18 protein-coding genes and 1 pseudogene are annotated in these 18,174 nt (G+C 39.1%); 15 read left to right on the forward strand and 4 right to left on the reverse strand.

Annotation, left to right across the window (positions count from 1 at the left end):
* Nucleotides 1–25 precede the first annotated feature (25 nt).
* Both ASU35_RS19435 and ASU35_RS15505 read left to right on the forward strand, forming a co-directional pair.
* Nucleotides 26–169, forward strand: coding sequence for a hypothetical protein (locus tag ASU35_RS19435; RefSeq protein WP_156059450.1), 144 nt, complete (start codon nt 26–28; stop codon nt 167–169).
* Nucleotides 166–1,269, forward strand: a complete 1,104-nt coding sequence (locus ASU35_RS15505; RefSeq protein WP_058353886.1) for a hypothetical protein — start codon at nt 166–168, stop codon at nt 1,267–1,269. Before ASU35_RS19435 ends, ASU35_RS15505 begins: the two co-directional genes overlap by 4 nt.
* Nucleotides 1,270–1,529: 260 nt before the next feature.
* Here the strand turns inward: ASU35_RS15505 and ASU35_RS15510 are convergent, their stop codons facing one another.
* Nucleotides 1,530–2,198 (reverse strand): phosphatase PAP2 family protein, encoded by a 669-nt coding sequence (locus tag ASU35_RS15510; protein WP_058353887.1) that lies wholly within the window; start codon nt 2,196–2,198, stop codon nt 1,530–1,532.
* Between the two features lie 203 nt (nt 2,199–2,401).
* Between ASU35_RS15510 and rpiB the strand changes: the two genes are divergently transcribed.
* Nucleotides 2,402–2,842, forward strand: a complete 441-nt coding sequence (gene rpiB, locus ASU35_RS15515) for a ribose 5-phosphate isomerase B (protein WP_058353888.1) — start codon at nt 2,402–2,404, stop codon at nt 2,840–2,842.
* Between the two features lie 209 nt (nt 2,843–3,051).
* Here rpiB and ASU35_RS15520 read toward each other — a convergent pair whose 3' ends face one another.
* Nucleotides 3,052–3,477, reverse strand: coding sequence for an aspartate carbamoyltransferase regulatory subunit (locus ASU35_RS15520; RefSeq protein WP_058353889.1), 426 nt, complete (start codon nt 3,475–3,477; stop codon nt 3,052–3,054).
* Nucleotides 3,478–3,545: 68 nt separating this feature from the next.
* Nucleotides 3,546–4,460 carry an aspartate carbamoyltransferase gene (gene pyrB, locus ASU35_RS15525; RefSeq protein ID WP_058353890.1) on the reverse strand — a complete coding sequence of 305 codons (915 nt, stop codon included), beginning with the start codon at nt 4,458–4,460 and terminating at the stop codon, nt 3,546–3,548.
* Nucleotides 4,461–5,336: 876 nt separating this feature from the next.
* Here pyrB and arcA point away from each other — a divergent pair.
* From arcA to ASU35_RS15585, 12 genes and pseudogenes are all read left to right on the forward strand, one after another.
* A complete protein-coding gene (gene arcA / locus ASU35_RS15530) occupies nt 5,337–6,560 on the forward strand; it encodes an arginine deiminase (RefSeq protein WP_058353891.1) in 1,224 nt (407 codons plus the stop codon).
* Between the two features lie 74 nt (nt 6,561–6,634).
* A complete protein-coding gene (gene argF / locus ASU35_RS15535; RefSeq protein ID WP_058353892.1) occupies nt 6,635–7,627 on the forward strand; it encodes an ornithine carbamoyltransferase in 993 nt (330 codons plus the stop codon).
* A gap of 25 nt (nt 7,628–7,652) precedes the next feature.
* The gene (gene arcC, locus ASU35_RS15540) at nt 7,653–8,567 is read left to right on the forward strand and encodes a carbamate kinase (protein ID WP_058353893.1); all 915 of its coding nucleotides are present in this window, start codon (nt 7,653–7,655) and stop codon (nt 8,565–8,567) included.
* Between the two features lie 192 nt (nt 8,568–8,759).
* Complete coding sequence (locus ASU35_RS15545) at nt 8,760–10,172, forward strand: YfcC family protein (protein WP_172794660.1); 1,413 nt, start codon at nt 8,760–8,762, stop codon at nt 10,170–10,172.
* Between the two features lie 160 nt (nt 10,173–10,332).
* Nucleotides 10,333–11,586 carry an AraC family transcriptional regulator gene (locus ASU35_RS20645; RefSeq protein ID WP_058353895.1) on the forward strand — a complete coding sequence of 418 codons (1,254 nt, stop codon included), beginning with the start codon at nt 10,333–10,335 and terminating at the stop codon, nt 11,584–11,586.
* A 19-nt stretch (nt 11,587–11,605) separates the two neighbouring features.
* A pseudogene (gene metG / locus ASU35_RS15555) lies at nt 11,606–11,935 on the forward strand (methionine--tRNA ligase subunit beta); the annotation flags it as partial.
* 15 nt (nt 11,936–11,950) lie between these two features.
* Nucleotides 11,951–12,853, forward strand: coding sequence for a YitT family protein (locus ASU35_RS15560; protein WP_058353897.1), 903 nt, complete (start codon nt 11,951–11,953; stop codon nt 12,851–12,853).
* Nucleotides 12,854–12,875: 22 nt separating this feature from the next.
* Nucleotides 12,876–13,358, forward strand: a complete 483-nt coding sequence (argR, locus tag ASU35_RS15565) for an arginine repressor (RefSeq protein WP_058353898.1) — start codon at nt 12,876–12,878, stop codon at nt 13,356–13,358.
* Nucleotides 13,359–13,376: 18 nt separating this feature from the next.
* Nucleotides 13,377–14,453: an endonuclease/exonuclease/phosphatase family protein gene (locus ASU35_RS15570; protein WP_058353899.1), complete on the forward strand. Its 1,077-nt coding sequence runs from the start codon at nt 13,377–13,379 to the stop codon at nt 14,451–14,453.
* Entirely contained in the window at nt 14,443–14,808 is a 366-nt protein-coding gene (locus ASU35_RS15575) for a NusG domain II-containing protein (RefSeq protein ID WP_058353900.1), read from the forward strand. The genes ASU35_RS15570 and ASU35_RS15575 overlap by 11 nt, the downstream gene beginning before the upstream one ends.
* A gap of 15 nt (nt 14,809–14,823) precedes the next feature.
* A complete protein-coding gene (locus tag ASU35_RS15580) occupies nt 14,824–15,315 on the forward strand; it encodes a Gx transporter family protein (protein ID WP_242861300.1) in 492 nt (163 codons plus the stop codon).
* A gap of 18 nt (nt 15,316–15,333) precedes the next feature.
* Complete coding sequence (locus tag ASU35_RS15585) at nt 15,334–16,905, forward strand: helix-turn-helix domain-containing protein (RefSeq protein WP_058353902.1); 1,572 nt, start codon at nt 15,334–15,336, stop codon at nt 16,903–16,905.
* Here ASU35_RS15585 and ASU35_RS15590 read toward each other — a convergent pair.
* Complete coding sequence (locus ASU35_RS15590; RefSeq protein WP_058353903.1) at nt 16,889–18,154, reverse strand: hypothetical protein; 1,266 nt, start codon at nt 18,152–18,154, stop codon at nt 16,889–16,891. The genes ASU35_RS15585 and ASU35_RS15590 overlap by 17 nt on opposite strands.
* Nucleotides 18,155–18,174 lie beyond the last annotated feature (20 nt).

Genomic DNA, 18,174 nt, shown 5'->3' on the forward strand with positions numbered 1-18,174 from the left:
ATACCTGTTTTATAGGGAGTAAATTATGAATAAGGGTATTGGTTATATACTGGAGACAGAGCGAAAAAAGGCAGGGCTTTCTCTAAAGGAGCTTTCCCGTGGCTATACCAGTCCTTCCCAGCTTTGCAGGATGGAAATGGAAGAACATCAGATGGAGGATTTTAAGTGAGACATAAAATATCAGCAGTAGTGATTTTACTCCTAACAGAGCTTTTAATCGGTTGCAGTAAATGGGATTTTTCTTATAGCACCTACGAAATAAAAGAAAGTAAAATAGTAGAAAAGGCTAAAGAGGCCTTTGGAGAAGGCGATTATAGACTTACGGTGAATAATGCTGTTGATGGGAAACTTCAGTGTACCTGGGATTTAAACAATCCGCTGGGAGATGGGGCGGACATTTTAAAGACAAAAAAGCTGTTTTCCTATGACTTTGATAAAAATGAGATAAGCTTAATCAAAGAAATAAAAGGGGAAGTGAGGGTATATGATTACATCTGCATAAAGAATTGCCTATATTATTCCACGGTGGAAAGGACTGGCTATAGCTATGATGAACCCTATAGCTGGAAGGTTTGGAAGGAAGATAGAAATACAAGGGATGGAAAAAGGGTTCTTTTAGAGGAAGGAAAGACCTTTGACGATTTAAAAACGCCGGTTTTCGGGAGAAAAGGGGATAGCGTTTATTATTTATCAGAAACGGTAGAGGATAAAAACCAATATACCTGTAGTTATACGAAAATACAGAATGGGAAGCTGGAAAAGGTTTTTTCCTATACTGGAAAGATGAAGGACTATTATTTAGCAGAGGATACGTGGTATTTTACCGATAATGAACTTTCCAGGACAGGGGATAAATACTCTTTTGTTTTACATCAAAAAGGAAACAGTACGTTATTTTATTATGAAAGGGAGGAGCTTTTGCAGGAAAATTTTGAAAAAATGATAAGTTTCCAATATGACTTGGGAGATGTGGTTTTGCTTAAGTTTGCAGGAGATGATTATATTTCTCTGTTTGATAAAAAAACGAAAAAGATAAAGGAGACAACGGATAGACAAACATACTATTGTGGAGCTTATGTTAGTAAAAATGCAATCATGGTGTATGCGAAAAATAGCACAGACGCTACTTTGCTTTGGAGTGAAAAAGGGGAATTGAAATCCATGAAGATAGAAAAACCGAAGAATACGTTAGTTCGTTTTTATTTTGTTGAAGAAAATAAGATTTTGATGGGAAATGGAAATGATTATTATGAGGTAAGCCTGCGATGATAGATAATATGAAGTGCCCCTCCGCATTTGTAGCAACGTGGATTTACCTGGAAATCAATATGCTGCATATTTAGGGCTTGCTCTTGGCGAGAATTCCAGTTCTACAAACATCAATCGAAACGGAATCTGATTCACGCATATTGGAAAGCTTAGAACTTCAGATACGATATTGCTTATGCAAAATTGGGATTAGGGAGTGTATTTTTTATGAAAGAAGTGCTTTTTGCAGGATGTGACCTCAAAAAGCACTTCTTTTTTGATTAACTAGACTTTGCGAACACTTCTCTTTTCTTACGGTTTTCAAACATATGACTGTAATCGATCTTATAAACAAAAGGATACATTACAGTAAATAAGGCCAGTGCACAGATGCCGTCAAAAACAGAATGCTGTTTTAAAAATACGGTGGACATACAAATCAGAACCATCAGAACAAAGGAGCCTCTGCGAATCCACTTTTTGTTTTTGAATAACTTGCTGTTCATAATAGCACTATGTGCTACCAGAGAATTAAATACATGGATACTTGGACATACGTTAGTGCTGGTGTCGGTCCGGTATAAGACCTGTACCAGAGAAACTAAAATATTGTTTCTTTCAAAGGTGGTCGGTCTTAAATTCTGGCAATTTGGCCAAAAGGTATAAATGATAAGGCAGATAGTCATTCCAATAAATAAAAAGGAGGTGGAACGGTAAAAATCCTCCTTTTTATGGAAGAAAAAGTATCCAACGACAATGACCATGTAACCAAACCAAAGGATGTATGGAATATAAAACCATTCATTGAAAGGAATGGAGTCGTCAAGAGCTGTATGGATTGTTTTCATTGGAACACCGGTCCGAGCTTCCAGGGCGAAAAACCAATAAAAATAAATCGGCAGATAGGATAAAATCCATGCATGCTTATATTTTTGTAAAAATGCTCGCATTTTTTAACTCCTTCCAAATAATTTCTTTCTTGCTTTCAGCATTATAGCACAGCTGAATTTTAGTTACAACCGGAAATTGGGAATTTTAAGAAATTGTTTATGGAAGCTTAAGAAATCAGTTGAAAATATATGTAAAAAGGCATACAATTATGCATGTATCCGATAATAATAAAAAATATTTTTAATAGAAAGGAATCTGGAAAATGAAAATTGCAATTGGAAATGATCATGCAGCAGTAGAGATGAAAAAGGAAATCTGTGCTTTTTTAGAGGAACTGGGGCATGAGGTTATTAACTTTGGTACAGATACTGGTGAAAGCGTAAATTATCCGGTTTATGGAGAGAAGGTAGGACGTGCTGTTGCATCAAGAGAAGCAGACTGCGGTATTGCCATCTGTGGTACTGGTGTAGGTATTTCTCTGGCGGCTAACAAGGTAAAGGGTATCCGTGCAGTGGTTTGCAGTGAACCATATTCTGCAAAACTGGCAAAGCTGCATAACAATGCAAATGTACTTTGCTTTGGGGCAAGAGTTATTGGGATTGAGCTGGCAAAGATGATTGTAACAGAGTGGTTGAATGCAGAATTTGAAGGCGGACGCCATGCAGACCGGGTAAATATGATCATGGAAATTGAAAATCGCTAAAACAAATGGTTTGTTCAAAGGATAATCGGGTGGTGAAGAACAAAAGATGTGGTTTGTATTTCTTCATGAGAGCCTTACTGCTAAATCATTTGTAGGAGCTGTTTTGATTACTGCAGGAACACTGATTATGGTTTTATAATTGAAAAGAGGCCGCTGCCTGATGATTTGCTTATTAAGCAGCAGCCTCTTAATATTTCCGGCTCTATCTCTTATTTTCCGGAAACCTTCTGGTCACAGTACATACATCTGTATATACCGTTTTTGCGGTCTACCAGCTTAAATACATGGTCTAACTCCTGCTCTACAGAGGTAATGCAGCGGGGGTTCTTACATTTTGCTACATTGACAATCTTTTCTGGCAGCTCCAGGTGCTTCTTGTCTACGATTTCGTTATTCTCAATAATGATTACAGTAATATTAGGGTCGATGTAGCCTAATACGTCCAGGTTGATATCGATGTTCTCGTTAATTTTGATGATATCCTTAGCACCCATCTTGTTGCTCTTTACATTTTTGATGATAGCTACGCTGCAGTCTAAAGCGTCAAGGTTTAAGTATTTGTAAATCTGCATTGCCTTTCCGGCTTTGATATGGTCAAGAACGATTCCTTTTTCGATACTGTCTACTTTTAACATAATTGCCTCCTGTATATGTATATAATGAATGAATTTCTACTATACTAGTTAGTGTTTTACTTTCCGGACTATTTATCCAGGTCGAGAAGCTTCATGATTAATGCCATTCTCACAAACTTTCCATATTCCGCCTGATCAAAATATACGGCTCTTGGATCGCTGTCTACCTCTACAGAAATTTCGTTTACCCTAGGCAGTGGATGAAGAATCTTTAAATCATCCTTTGCAGTGGTCAGCTTGTCCAGTGTCAGGATGTAGCTGTCCTTTAAGCGAATGTAATCAGCTTCGTTAAAGAAACGCTCTCTCTGTACACGGGTCATATATAAAATATCCAGCTGACTGATAACATCCTCCATCTGCTCAACCTCTTCAAAAGGAATATTCTTCTTAATGAGCTCTTCTTTGATATAATCCGGAATCTGTAACTCTTTTGGGGAAATCAATATAAACTTTGTATTTTCATATAAGGATAATTGTTTGATTAAAGAGTGAACCGTACGGCCAAATTTTAAGTCTCCACAGAAACCAACGGTAAGATTATCAAGTCTGTGTTTTGTTTCACGAATAGTAAGAAGATCGGTAAGAGTCTGGGTCGGATGATTGTGACCACCATCACCGGCATTGATAACAGGAATTTTAACATTCATAGAAGCAACTAAGGGAGCACCTTCCTTTGGATGACGCATTGCGATGATATCGGCATATTTTTCAACGGTACGGGCTGTATCAGCAACACTTTCACCCTTAGCAGCGGAACTGGAATTAGCGGATGAGAAACCGAGAACACTACCTCCTAATTCTAACATAGCAGCTTCAAAGCTTAATCTTGTTCGGGTACTTGGTTCAAAGAATAAGGTAGCCAGCTTTTTTCCTTTACATACTTCGGAATACTTAGGCCGGTCAGAAATAATTCTTTCTGCCAGTTCGAGAATCTCGTCAATTTCAGAGAGGCTTAAATCAGTTGGGTCAATTAAGTGTTTCATGTGTCCACCAATCCTTTCCATATTTTGTTAGTTTGTTTTTTGCCGGGAAAATACAACTTCTGGGCAAATTTTTTTAATTATACTATTTGACCTCTTTATTTGTCAATCGTCATTTTGATTAAAAAAAAGAGAATAGATAGGGGTTTTTGTAGCAATATATAGAATGGGACAATATATATGAAGTGTGAAAACAGAGAGAAAAACATGAAAATGCCTTTTTATATAGCTGTGAAAGTATTGAAAATACGCTGTTTTTGAAAAATAGTGGACAAAACAAGATGTTTTTTTTGTAAAAAACGGTAAGTGGCAGCCAGAATTTGAATAAATAAATATAAAAAGGGTTTAAGAGGTATAAATAAAACACGAATAAGGGAAAATAAAAAAGGGAAATGCATAAACATACTAAACAACTTAAGAATATTAGAGGAATTCACTGAATATACCAAAAATAATGCATATTCATTCATTAGTAGTTATGATGTATAAAATGTGAATATTCATAAATAATTCAAATAAAACAAACAATTATACAGAATATACATGAAAAATGGTGAATATTCATAGGAAAAATCTAGGAAGAAAAATACAAAATATCAACTATTAAAAATCAGACAAAAATAAAAAAAATCATGTATTATTAAGACATCAAAGGAAGCAGGGAAATGTAGTGCGATGTGTTATCGGTCATTATAAGATGTCATATGGATTGTAAAAAACAGGAAAACATGATATACTAATTACAACATTACTTGTTCTTTACTTAATAACTTGTTCTCTTTATATAATATGGCATCTTATAATGACCGATTCCATCGAGTGTCATTTCTAAAACAAATAAACTCGCGAAAAGCGACTAAGAAAAAGGAGGATATAAAAGTGGCTGCAATTAATGTAAAGAGTGAGATTAAACCACTTAAAAAGGTGCTGTTACACCGCCCTGGAAAAGAGTTAGAGAATTTAACTCCAGATACTCTCGAAAGATTACTTTTCGATGATATCCCATTCCTGGAAGTAGCACAGGCAGAGCATGATGCTTTTGCACAGGTATTGCGTGAGAACGGAGTAGAGGTTGTTTATCTTGAGGATTTAATGGCAGAGGTTCTTGACTTAAGCGATGAAATTCGCGATAAGTTCATTCGTCAGTGGATTGAAGAAGCTGGTATCAAGACTCGCAAATGGCAGGATAAGATTTACGACTTTATGATGCAGTACAAGGATGACAACAAGGCATTAGTATTAAAGACTATGGAAGGTATCGTTCTGAATGAGGTTAAGGTTAATAAGGCTGAGTCCTTAGTAGACTTAATGAGTGATAACTCAAAGCTCTTAATCGATCCAATGCCAAACCTGTATTTCACAAGAGACCCATTTGCTTGTATCGGTAATGGCGTAAGCTTAAATAGAATGTACTCTGTAACAAGAAACAGAGAGACAATCTATGGCGAGTATATCTTCAACTATCATCCAGATTATAAGGGACAGGTTGATAAGTACTTTGACCGTTACAACCCATTCCATATCGAAGGTGGAGATATCTTAAACATCAACGATAAGGTACTGGCAATCGGTATTTCCCAGAGAACTCAGGCAGATGCTATTGAAATGTTAGCTCACAAGATTTTCTCTGATGAGAAGGCTACTATTAATACAATTCTTGCATTTGACATCCCTGAGTCCAGAGCATTTATGCACTTGGATACTGTATTTACTCAGATTGACTACGATAAGTTTACTATCCATCCAGGTATCTTAGGACCATTAGTGGTATATGAGATTACTAAGGGCGAAGATGGTCTTAATGTTACAAAGGTAGAGTCTGACTTAGAGCATGTATTAGCTAAGCATTTAGGCATTGATAAGGTTACATTAATCAAGTGCGGCGGCGAGGATAGAATCGCAGCTGAGCGTGAGCAGTGGAACGATGGTTCCAACACCTTATGCATTGCTCCTGGTGTAGTAGTTGTATATGAGAGAAATACAGTTACTAATGCATTGTTAAAAGAGCATGGTGTTAAGCTTCTGTCAATTCCAAGTGCGGAGCTGTCCAGAGGTAGAGGAGGCCCACGTTGTATGTCCATGCCTCTCGTAAGAGAAGATTAATTAATGCTGTACTAAACAGAGACTATTTGGAAATACTTTATTTGTAACGATATATTGAAAAGGAGAATACTATTATGGCAGTAAATTTACGTGGAAGAAGCTATTTAAAACTTTTAGACTTCACATCTGAAGAGATTCGTTATCTCTTAGACCTGTCCAAGAATTTCAAGGACTTAAAGAGAACTAACACACCTCACAGATATCTGGAAGGAAAGAACATCGTACTGTTATTTGAGAAAACCTCTACAAGAACCAGATGCTCTTTCGAGGTTGCTGGTTTAGATTTAGGTATGGGTGTTACCTACCTTGATCCAGGAAGCTCTCAGATGGGTAAAAAAGAGAGCATCGCAGATACCGCTCGCGTATTAGGAAGAATGTACGATGGTATTGAATATCGTGGCTTCAGCCAGGAATTAGTTCAGCAGCTATCTGACTATGCAGGAGTTCCTGTATGGAATGGTTTAACAGATCAGTTCCACCCAACACAGATGTTAGCAGATCTTCTTACAATTGAGGAGAAGATTGGACATCTTAAGGGTGTAAACTTCACTTACATGGGAGATGCCAGAAATAACATGGGTAACTCTTTAATGGTTGCTTGTGCAAAGATGGGTCTTAACTTTACAGCTTGTGCTCCAAAGGAATTATTCCCAGAAGAGTGGTTAGTTGAAGAGTGTAAGAAGATTGCAGCAGAGAATGGCTGCACTGTTACCTTAACAGAAGATGTTAAGGCTGGAACTAAAAATGCAGATGTTATTTACACAGACATTTGGGTATCTATGGGCGAGCCTGACGACGTTTGGGAGACAAGAATTAAGTTATTAAAGCCTTACCAGGTAAACAAAGCTGTTATGGAAAATGCAAGTCCTGAAGCTATCTTCATGCACTGTCTGCCATCCTTCCACGACAGAAATACTACAATTGGTGAGGATATCGCTCAGAAATTCGGTGTAAACGAAATGGAAGTTACCGATGAGGTATTTGAGTCAAAACAGTCTGTTGTATTTGACGAAGCAGAGAACAGAATGCATACAATTAAGGCAGTAGTATACGCTACTCTGTGCTAATTGTATTGAGTAAGGAGATAAAAAGATGGAAAGTAAGAAAATCGTGCTTGCATTAGGCGGAAATGCTTTGGGAAATAATGCAGAGGAGCAGCTTCAGTTAGTTAAACACACTGCTAAGACAGTTGTAGACTTAATTTCCCAGGGTCACAAAGTCGTAATTGGTCATGGAAATGGTCCTCAGGTTGGTATGATTAACCTTGCTATGGAAAGCGTGGCGATGCCATTCCCAGAATGCGGTGCTATGTCACAGGGATATATCGGTTATCATTTACAGCAGGCAGTTGGTCAGGAATTAAAAAGCCGTGGCATCAGGAAAGAAGTTGCTTGTATCGTAACTCAGGTTGTAGTGGACCCTGAGGATCCGGCATTCCAGAAGCCTACCAAGCCAATCGGTTCCTTTATGACAAAGGAAGAAGCAGACAAGGTTGCTGCTGAGAAGGGCTATGTATTCGTAGAGGATGCAGGTAGAGGCTATCGTAGAGTAGTTCCTTCACCACAGCCAAAGAGAATCGTTGAGATTGATGTTGTAAACAAGCTGATTGAAGATGATGTAGTTGTTATCACTGTTGGAGGCGGTGGAATCCCGGTTGTTGAGACTCCGGAAGGCCTGCAGGGAACAGCAGCAGTTATTGACAAGGATAAATCCTGTGCAAAGCTTGCGGCAGACCTGAATGCAGATATGCTGGTTATTCTTACTGCTGTCGACAGGGTATGCATTAACTTTAACAAACCGGATCAGAAGGAATTAGCAGAAATCACTCTTGATGAGGCAAAGCAGTATATTTCCGAAGGCCATTTCGCTCCAGGAAGCATGCTGCCAAAGGTAGAGGCTTGTATGTCCTTTGTTGAGTCATCAGATGGCAGAGAGGCACTTATTACTTCTCTTGAGAAGGCTGGTTTGGCTATGACCGGAGAAACCGGAACAAGAATTAAAAAATAATTCAAAATTAATTTATGGTTTATGCAAAGCCAATAAATTATAAATAAATATAATACTCCTAAATAAGGAGGGTGAACAGAATTCCGCATATAAGCGGAATTCTGAGAAACCCTCTCATAATTCCGTTTTCAGATGCATATTTATGCAGAAGAATATACGGGGAGATTGGCTGCATAGAAGAGGAGGCTAATCATGGAAAACAAGAAAAAGTTTCAAATGCCGTCGGCATACAGTATCTTAATTTTAATCATTATCGTACTTGCAATTATTACTCATCTGATTCCAGGTGATGCTGTTACAGGAGCGAAACTTTCTGATGTAGTTATGGCTCCAACAAATGGTTTTGTTAATGCTATTGACGTTTGTGTATTCGTACTGGTATTGGGTGGTTTTCTCGGTACTATGACCAAAACAGGTGCTTTGGATGCAGGCATTGCTGCTATTGTTAAAAAGCTTAAGGGCAATGAGATTATGCTGATTCCAGTACTTATGATAGTTTTCTCTTTAGGTGGAACTACTTATGGTATGGCAGAAGAGACAATAGCATTCTACGCACTTATCGTTGGTACCATGATGGCTGCTGGATTTGACGCCCTTGTTGGTGCAGCTATTATCATGATTGGTGCCGGTGTTGGTGTATTGGGCTCTACTGTAAACCCATTCGCAATTGCAGCAGCAGTAGATGCTCTGCAGGGTGCATATCCTGATATTCAGGTAAATCAGACAGTTATTATCGCTTTAGGAGCGGTTCTTTGGATTTCTTCTTTGGTTATCGGTATTATCTTTGTGGTGAACTATGCAAAGAAGGTAAAGGCTGAATCTGGTAGGTCTATTCTGACTGCAGTCGAAAGAGCAGCAGCTCAGGAGGCTCATGGAAACAAAGACTTAGACAACATCGTAAGCCTTACAGGAAGGCAGAAGGCTTGCCTGTGGATATTTGCTATTTCATTTGTTGTTATGATTGTATCTTTAATTCCTTGGACTGATTTTGGTATTACTATTTTTGAGAACTGGTCCGATATTTTAACAGGAACTGCTTTGGGCGGTTGGTATTTCCAGGAATTACAGGCATGGTTCCTGATAATGTCCATCATTATTGCTATAGTTTATGGTATTCCAGAGCGTGAATTTATAAATACCTTCATAGCTGGTGCAGCAGATATGGTCGGCGTTGTATTAGTTATTGCTGTATCCCGTGGTATTTCTGTCATTATGACAACTACAGGTCTTGGTGATTACATCCTTGCAAATGCAGCAAATGCATTATCTGGTGTAAACTCCTCCCTGTTTACAATCGGAAGCTACATTATTTACTTAGGATTATCCTTCTTAATCCCATCTACATCCGGTTTAGCAGCAGCTTCTATGCCTACCTTTGGTGGTCTAGCATATCAGCTTGGCTTAAGCCCAGAAGTTATGATTCTTATCTTCTCAGCTGCCTGCGGTGTAGTAAACCTGGTTACTCCTACTTCCGGAGTAGTTATGGGTGGTCTTGCAATTGCTAAGGTTGAATGGCCTACATGGGTTAAGTTCGTAGCTAAGTTATTAGGTATCTTAATCGTTGCTAACATCATCATTCTTTCTGTAGCAATGATGATTCTGTAATAACAGCTGAATAGAATATTGAAATAAAGATAAATCCACCGTATAACGATAAATCGGGTGCAATCCATATTGTTATATGGTGGATTTATTAAAATAATTGAATTATAACCATAAGATGTGGTATTATGATACAAAGGAGATTGGCTAAAGGAGGACAAAGATGCAGGATACACTAGAAGTGCAGCAGCAGTACAGCTCAAGGACTGACATTCATAAAATCGCATCCTTTGATTATGAAATTATAGAAGGAAAAAAGAGGCCAATTCTTCACCAGGAAGCCCGATTTCTCTATATAAATAAGGGAAAGGGCAGAATTAAAATTAATGAAAGGGAGTATACAGTAAAGGAAAACACTCTGATTTCTTTGGCTCCATGGGATTACACGGAGATTCCTGAGGTGAAAGAGACCTTCCAGTATTATCTGGTAGTATACAATTCTTTCCTGATTACTCATATGATAAAATCTGCTATGAATATCGAAGGAGAAAACATACCTCTGTTGCAGACCATGACAGAGCATCCTCTGGTGTATCTCGAGGGCAAGGAAGCAGAGGATATGAAAGAGCTCTTTCGGAAGCTTCGGGAAGAGGTAGGTATAGAGTCTACATTGGATTTTCCAGAAAAAAGGCAGCTTTCTACGATTTATACGGCAAATCTTCTGATTGAAATTATGATTGGTTTCTGTCGGCTGACCAGCAATGAGCACAAAGAAAATGCTGTCAGCTACGAGGAGGATAAAAAAGCCAGAATCTACAAATACATTTTTACTCATCTGAGTGAGAAAATTACGTTAAATAAACTATCAAAGCTGTTTTACATGAGTGAATCGACGATAAGTAAATATATCATGGATACAACGGGCTTGACCTTTAATAATCTGTTGAATGAAATTCGAGTGGCAAAGACGATGAACTATCTTTTGTATACAGATTATACGCTGGAGGAGCTGGCTTCCATCCTTGGCTATGTTGATGCGGCACATATTTCCAAGGTGTTTGAAAGCCGTGTGGAAAATAAAATCAGTGATTACAGAAAAACCTATCAGAAGGTTCTGAAGATATGTAATATAAAGGAACGCCGGATGAGCTATGAGGTTACCTCCTATGTGATTGAGAATCATAGAGAAGAACTGACGGCAAAAGTAGTAGCAGATCATTTTCATATTTCAGTTACGGAGCTTAACGGTATCTTGATTTTTCAAACGGAGCGGAATTTCACAGATTTTCTGAATTTCCTCCGGATTAATTCGGCCTGTGAGCTTTTGGTTTCCGGCGATACGGCGATTACAGACATTGCTATTGAGGTAGGCTATAATACAGTTAAGACATTTACGAGAAATTTTGTTCATTATAAGCATATGAATCCAAGTAATTATCGCAAAAATATCAGTTTGGAATATGCTGGAAAGGAATAGCTTCATGACAGTAGATAATAAGTTAGAGGTTACATATGAAGAATTTATTAATATGCAGTTTTGCATTGGAGAAATAGTTGCATGTGAAGAGGTAAAGAAGTCCAGAAAACTTCTCTGTTTCCAGGTGCAGACGGGAGACGGAATTAAACAGATTGTTTCCGGAGTAAAAGATTATTATACACCGGAAGAGGTGATTGGAAAAAAGGTTATGGTTCTCACTAATTTAAAACCGGCGACTATGGCTGGACTGGTATCTGAGGGAATGATTTTATCAGCAGAGGATAAAAATGGGAACCTTGCTTTTATGATACCTGAAAAGGAAGTAGAAGTAGGAGCGGAGGTCTGTTAGGAAAAGAGGAGGCTTATGACAGAAAAGGAATTTTTAGGGCTTACAAAGGAAAAGATGTTACAGATACTGCCACAGTATGGGAAGATTCTGGCAGGGTGTCTGCTGTTTTCACTGTCTGTAAATCTGCTGGTAGTGCCGACAGGGATGTACAACGGAGGGATTTATGGTCTGTCTCAGATTATCCGGACGTTATTGATTCGATATTCTGATTTTAATATTCCTGCAGGCTTTGATATTTCTGGTATTATTAACTTTGTACTCAATATTCCGTTGTTTTATATTGCGTTCCGCTATATTTCAAAGCAGTTTTTTATCAGAACCATGTTCTGCTTGGTGGTACAGACTTTTTTGCTTTCGGTGATTCCAATACCAGCAGAACCGATTTTGGATGAGATGCTGCCAAACTGCTTGATTGGTGGTCTGATGGCAGGCTATGGGCTGGGACTTATGCTTCGCAGTCAGGGTTGTAGCGGTGGTGTTGATATTTTGGGAATTTATTTTTTGCACAATAATTCAAGAATTACCGTTGGTAAAATTTCAATTATTGTAAATACAGTAATTTATTGTATTTGTGCATGGCTTTTTGACATCAATGTTGCATGCTATTCTGTTATTTATGCATCCATTATATCTTTTACCATTGATAAAACACATTATCAGAATATCAATATGCTCTGTTTTATTATTAGTAAAAATGAGGGACTTAAATACGAACTTACCAGAGCACTGGGCAGAGGTGTGACCTATTGGAATGGTAAGGGAGCCTTTTTGGATGAGGGCAGAGTCGTTCAGGCAATTGTTATTTCAAAATATGAGGTCAAGGAATTGAAGAAGGTGATTAATTCTATTGACCCGGAGGCTTTTGTATTTATGAGTGAAGGTATTACAGTAGATGGATACTATTTAAAGAAGCTTTGATTATAATATGTGAGGTAGGAAAATGAAGGATACAAATGTAAAGGATTTAAACAGTTTGAAAGTGAGCCGGCAGGAAGTGATTCTGGAGCTGATTGAAAATGAAAATATTGGAACACAGAATGAATTGTCCAAACGGCTGGAGGATGCTGGCTTTGCGGTAACACAGGCAACGATATCCAGAGATATTCGTGAGCTTCGTCTGGTGAAGGTAGCTGATTCTCATGGGAATTACCATTATGAGGTTGGAAAGCCAAAGGAAAAATATCAGGCAAGCCATAAATTCTATTCTATTTTTATGGCTTCGGTATTTAAGGTGGATTATGCAAATAATCTGGTGGTTATCCGCTGCTATACAGGTATGGCACAGGCGGTATGTGCAACGATGGACAGTCTGGAGTGGCCTGGGGTAATCGGAACAGTTTCTGGTGATGATACTATTCTTGTAATTACAAGGGATGAAGAAAACGCTCATGAGCTGGTAAAGACTTTACGGGAGATTCGATAAGCAGAAGGGGGAAAAGCAGTGAAACGTGTGGGTAAAATTATTGTGGGTATTATATTAGCCGTAGTATTGCTGATGGCAATAGGGATACTATATCTTACTTTGACGGAATATAAGCCAGAGGAGATAGAAGAGCTTGAGACAAGCGGCAATGTAGAAAAAGAAATTTCTTTAGAAGATGGGTTGTCTGCAGTTATTTATAATATTGGCTACGGGGCAAATGATAAGTATTCAGACTTCTTTATGGACGGCGGTACCAGGGTGCTGGGTGAATCAAAGGAGACTGTACAAACTAATATGGAAGGTAATCTTCAGATATTGAGAACGCTGGGGGCTGATGTTGCGATGCTTCAGGAAGTAGATCAAGATTCCAAACGTTCTTATGGAATAAATGAAGTTGAAATATTGGAGAAAGAATTTAGAGGAGAGATGAGTAAAACCTTTGCCAACAATTATCTATGCAAGTATGTACCATACCCGCTGCCAGTTACAATGGGAAGGGTGGACTCAGGGCTGGTTACTTTAAATGCCTACCGGGTAACAGAGGCAAAAAGGTATCAGCTGCCATGTCCTTTTAGCTGGCCGGTTCGATTAGGGCAGTTAAAACGCGGTCTTTTAGTGCAGAGGATGCCAATAGCAGGGAGTGATAAAGAGGTTGTAATAGTAAACGTTCACCTGGAGGCCTATGACAGTGGTGAGGGTAAAATAGAACAGACAAAGGTACTGACAGAGCTTCTTCTTTCAGAATATGAAAAAGGAAACTATGTAATTGCTGGCGGTGATTTTAATCAGTGTCTGCCAGGAGTAGATATGGAAAGATATCCGATCATGAATGAACGCTACTTTGTACCGGGGCGGATAGAGGAAGATATACTTCCGGAGGGCTGGAGCTATGCAGTTGACAACGAAGTACCATCTTCACGGCTTTTAGATCAGCCCTATGACCCGACAGATGAAAATACACAGTATTATATTCTGGATGGGTTTATTGTTTCTCCGAATGTAATTGTGAAAAGGATAAGTACTATAGATGCAGGATTTGCGTATTCCGACCATAATCCGGTATATCTGGAGGTAGAATTTAAAAATGAATCGTAACGATAAAATACTAATTGCGGTGCTGCTTGCAGTTGCCGCTTCCTTTTTCTTTCTATATCAGGGTTTTGTAAAGGAGAATGGAAACTGGGTCGTTATTACAGTGGATGGTATTGAATATAAGACCTTAAGTCTTATGGAGGATACCAGTCTTGCGATTGAGGGGGCTAACGGTGGGAAAAACCATTTGATTATTGAGAATGGAACTGTACGGATGGATGAAGCGAGCTGCCCTGATCAGGTGTGCGTTCACCAGAGGCCAATCAGCTATAATGGCGAGAGTATTATTTGCCTTCCCAATAAGGTTGTTATAAAGGTAAAAAGCAGCAAAACAGATGATGTTGATGCTGTACAGTAAATGGAGGTTAAAAAGGTGGCAAAAAAGGTGGCGGTCAGTGGCGTATTAATTGCATTGGCATTTATTTTCAGTTATGTAGAGGTGCTGCTTCCATTTCAACTTGGGATACCGGGGGTGAAACTGGGACTGGCAAATATTGTAAGTTTGGTAGCCCTGTATTTGTTGGACGAAAAGATGGCAGCAACGATTACTGTAGTTCGTGTAATTCTGACCGGATTTACCTTTGGAAGCCTTTATAGTATGCTTTATAGTATGGCGGGTGCTTTGCTGAGTCTGGCTTTTATGATTGGAGCAAAGAGGTGGAATAAATTTACGATGATAGGTGTAAGTGTATTGGGCGGCGTTATGCATAATGCAGGACAGCTGATTATGGCAGCCGTTGTACTGAAAACAGTGCCATTTTTTTACTATACCCCCGTACTTATTTTGAGTGGAATTGTAACGGGAATCATGATTGGCTTTTTGGGAAAAGGTATTAGGGAGAGACTGGTAAAGCTAGAGGCTTAATACAAAGGAGAGGGAGTTTTGCAGCAGATTATCATTGGAGAAGACAGGGAAAGGAATGTCCGGGACATAAAAAAAGCTCTGGAGGGAACTGTAAAAAATGTAGAATTCATTGAAGCACCACCATGTGAAAAGGATATTTTGGAGTATGTAAGAAAATACGAGCCAGCTGTTGTAATCATGGGTGTAAGTGCAGATGGATTAAATGGAATGGAAATGGCAAAGGAAATCCGGAGATTTAATGAAAGAGTACAGATTATATTAATATCAAGGCTGGAATATTTTGCTCTCCTTAAAGAGGCGATCCGATTAAAAATCAGTGCCTACCTTTCGGAGCCGATACAGGAAAAGGAGCTTAGGAAGGCTGTGGAGGAAGCTCTGGACTATTATGAGCGAATTAATGCAGAACGCTATGGCCTGGAGCGGCAGGAGATAATTTTAAAGGAGGCATTGAAATATGCAGAATACAGCTTTATTTATACGGCTCTGTTCAGTACCTCTCTTGAAGAAGAATACAGGGATTACAAAAGTCTTTTGAATTTGGGAGAATACGGATATATTCTAAATATTGAAATTGAGAATACAGAATGGGGAAAGGCGGAGGATAAAAAACTTTATTTTCATCTGAAAGACATTATCAGTGCACATAATCGCTGTGTGGTTGGTCCGAGGATTGGAAACAGGATTGTTGTATTTGTTAATTTTGAAGGCAATGCAGAGAAGATAGAAAAAAGGAATACTATGGATGATGTACGGATGGCGGCACATATTATTGTCAGTATGGAAGAACAATTTGGATACCGGGTGATTATCGGAATCGGAGGCATCAAGGTACTTAATAATATTCATATATCCTATGAGGAGGCCATACGCTGTCTTCGGTATCGTGGTAATCGTAATGTAGTTGAAATTCGGGATATTGAGGAAGAGGAGATTTCAAGGGAGGCCTACGTGGAGCTGGAAGAGCATTTCCTTAAGAGCGTCCGTTTAGGAAGTGCAGATGCGGTGGATACCTTTACTGCTCTTATGGATGCAATGCGTACTCTGCGGCTGGAAAAGAAAAGGAATAAAATCTATGGACTTATCATTATGGCAGACCGTGAAGCTCGAAGTGACAGTAAGGATGAGATGGAATATATTTCTGTGGAACGTATTCTCGAGGAAACGAAGGAGCTGAACTCTAACGAGTTGGAAAAGTGGGCTTATAACCGTGTTGAGTATGTTTTAAACAGTACCCGCTCCAATCGTATATTTCGGAAGTCGGAGGGGGTTAAGAATGCCATTCGTTATCTCGAGGAGAATTACATGGATCAGATTAATTTGGAGGATATCTCCCGCTATATTGGCATCAGTCCGCAGCATTTGAGCAAAACCTTTAAGGAAGAAACAGGAATGAATTATATTGACTGGCTGACGAAGCTTCGGATTGAAAATGCCAAGAAGCTTCTGACCGAGGAAAAAAGTACGGTAAAAGAAGTGTGCTATATGGTGGGCTATAATGATCCAAATTATTTCAGCCGTATTTTTAAAAAAATAGAGGGAGTATCGCCGACAGAATATGTCAGTGAAGTACTCCCTAGCAATAATAATTAAATAAAAGACCACTGTAGATGGAACTGGCATAAGGATGAAAAGCTGCAGGCTTAGACAGATTTGGATAGGTAACCAGAACCTTGTCTACATAATCCATAGGGTTGATTGTGATATAATTGGTTTTATTAATTAAATTGTGAATCAGCCCTTTTTCTATGGAAAAAATTTCCTCCATCTCATGACTGCCAATGGCATCTGCTGCAAGAGCTGTATCGATCTGCAGGCTTCCGTCGTCTGCAAAGGAAAAACCAGCAGCCTCCAGCTCTGAAAGGTAAGGGGCTACCGCCGCTTTGAGCTCGTTGATAACCCGGTTGGCAGTAGGTTGCTTTGCTCCAAAGCTTCTTGCCAGCTGCAGCGTATAGTTAAAGGTATCCTTAAACTGCTCCAACCGAGACAAAATTTTGTCTGTATCAGGACCGTAGCCAATGAAAACAGGATTGTCAGAGACTTCCTTTAAATCAATCTGAAGGGAGCGGTTCAAAATAAAGGAATTGGTAAGTCCGCTGTGCTCTACACCGTTGATGGAATAGGAAGCGTTTACTGCTGGAGAGGTTATATTGTTCATATGGTAAAAGGCAGCCAGTCCAGGAGCACCTGCAGGAGAAGCGGTGTCGCGAACTGTAAAAATTGGCTCTCCAACATTGCCTGTATCTTCGGATTCCAGCCGGAGTGCAACAGTATCCTTTTCCTGGAGAATAGAAGCCTTCACACCCACTTGTGACTTATTGATAAAGTCAGAAAGCTTAGTTAAGATATCCTGATTCTTGGAGTATTCCTTGATGTTGAATTGAAATTCATAGGTGCTATCTTCCACTTCAATGGTAAAGCTGTAGCTGCCGCCAACAGGAGCTTTTGAAAGCAGGACAGATGGCACAAAACTGGTAGTATTCACCTGTGATGTAGCAAGAGAATGAACCTGGAGCTGAAAGCTATCTGGCAGAGAAGCTAAGTCATCCTTAAGAATCACTGCTTCGGCAGACTCAGGCTGATCTGACACCGCTTTAGTATAGGAAAAGGCAGCGTTTAAATCTGTCATCACCTGATTTAATGCCATCGAGGCTTCCTTCAAAGAAAGAGCAAAGACCTGGGTATCCATAGATAAATTTATCTTATACAAAGGAGACTTCTGATTCAGCTTAACCATATGGCTATAGAGACTGCGAAGCTCACTTGGCTTGTGAGTACGGTTCGAAGCCTGAGATTTTGGCATATAAGATACCAGAAGATAATTATAAACCGGCTGTATCATAATAGGCCTCCTTTCCTGCA

Origin of the sequence: Acetivibrio ethanolgignens, from assembly GCF_001461035.1 — a bacterium.
Classification (GTDB): domain Bacteria; phylum Bacillota; class Clostridia; order Lachnospirales; family Lachnospiraceae; genus Velocimicrobium; species Velocimicrobium ethanolgignens.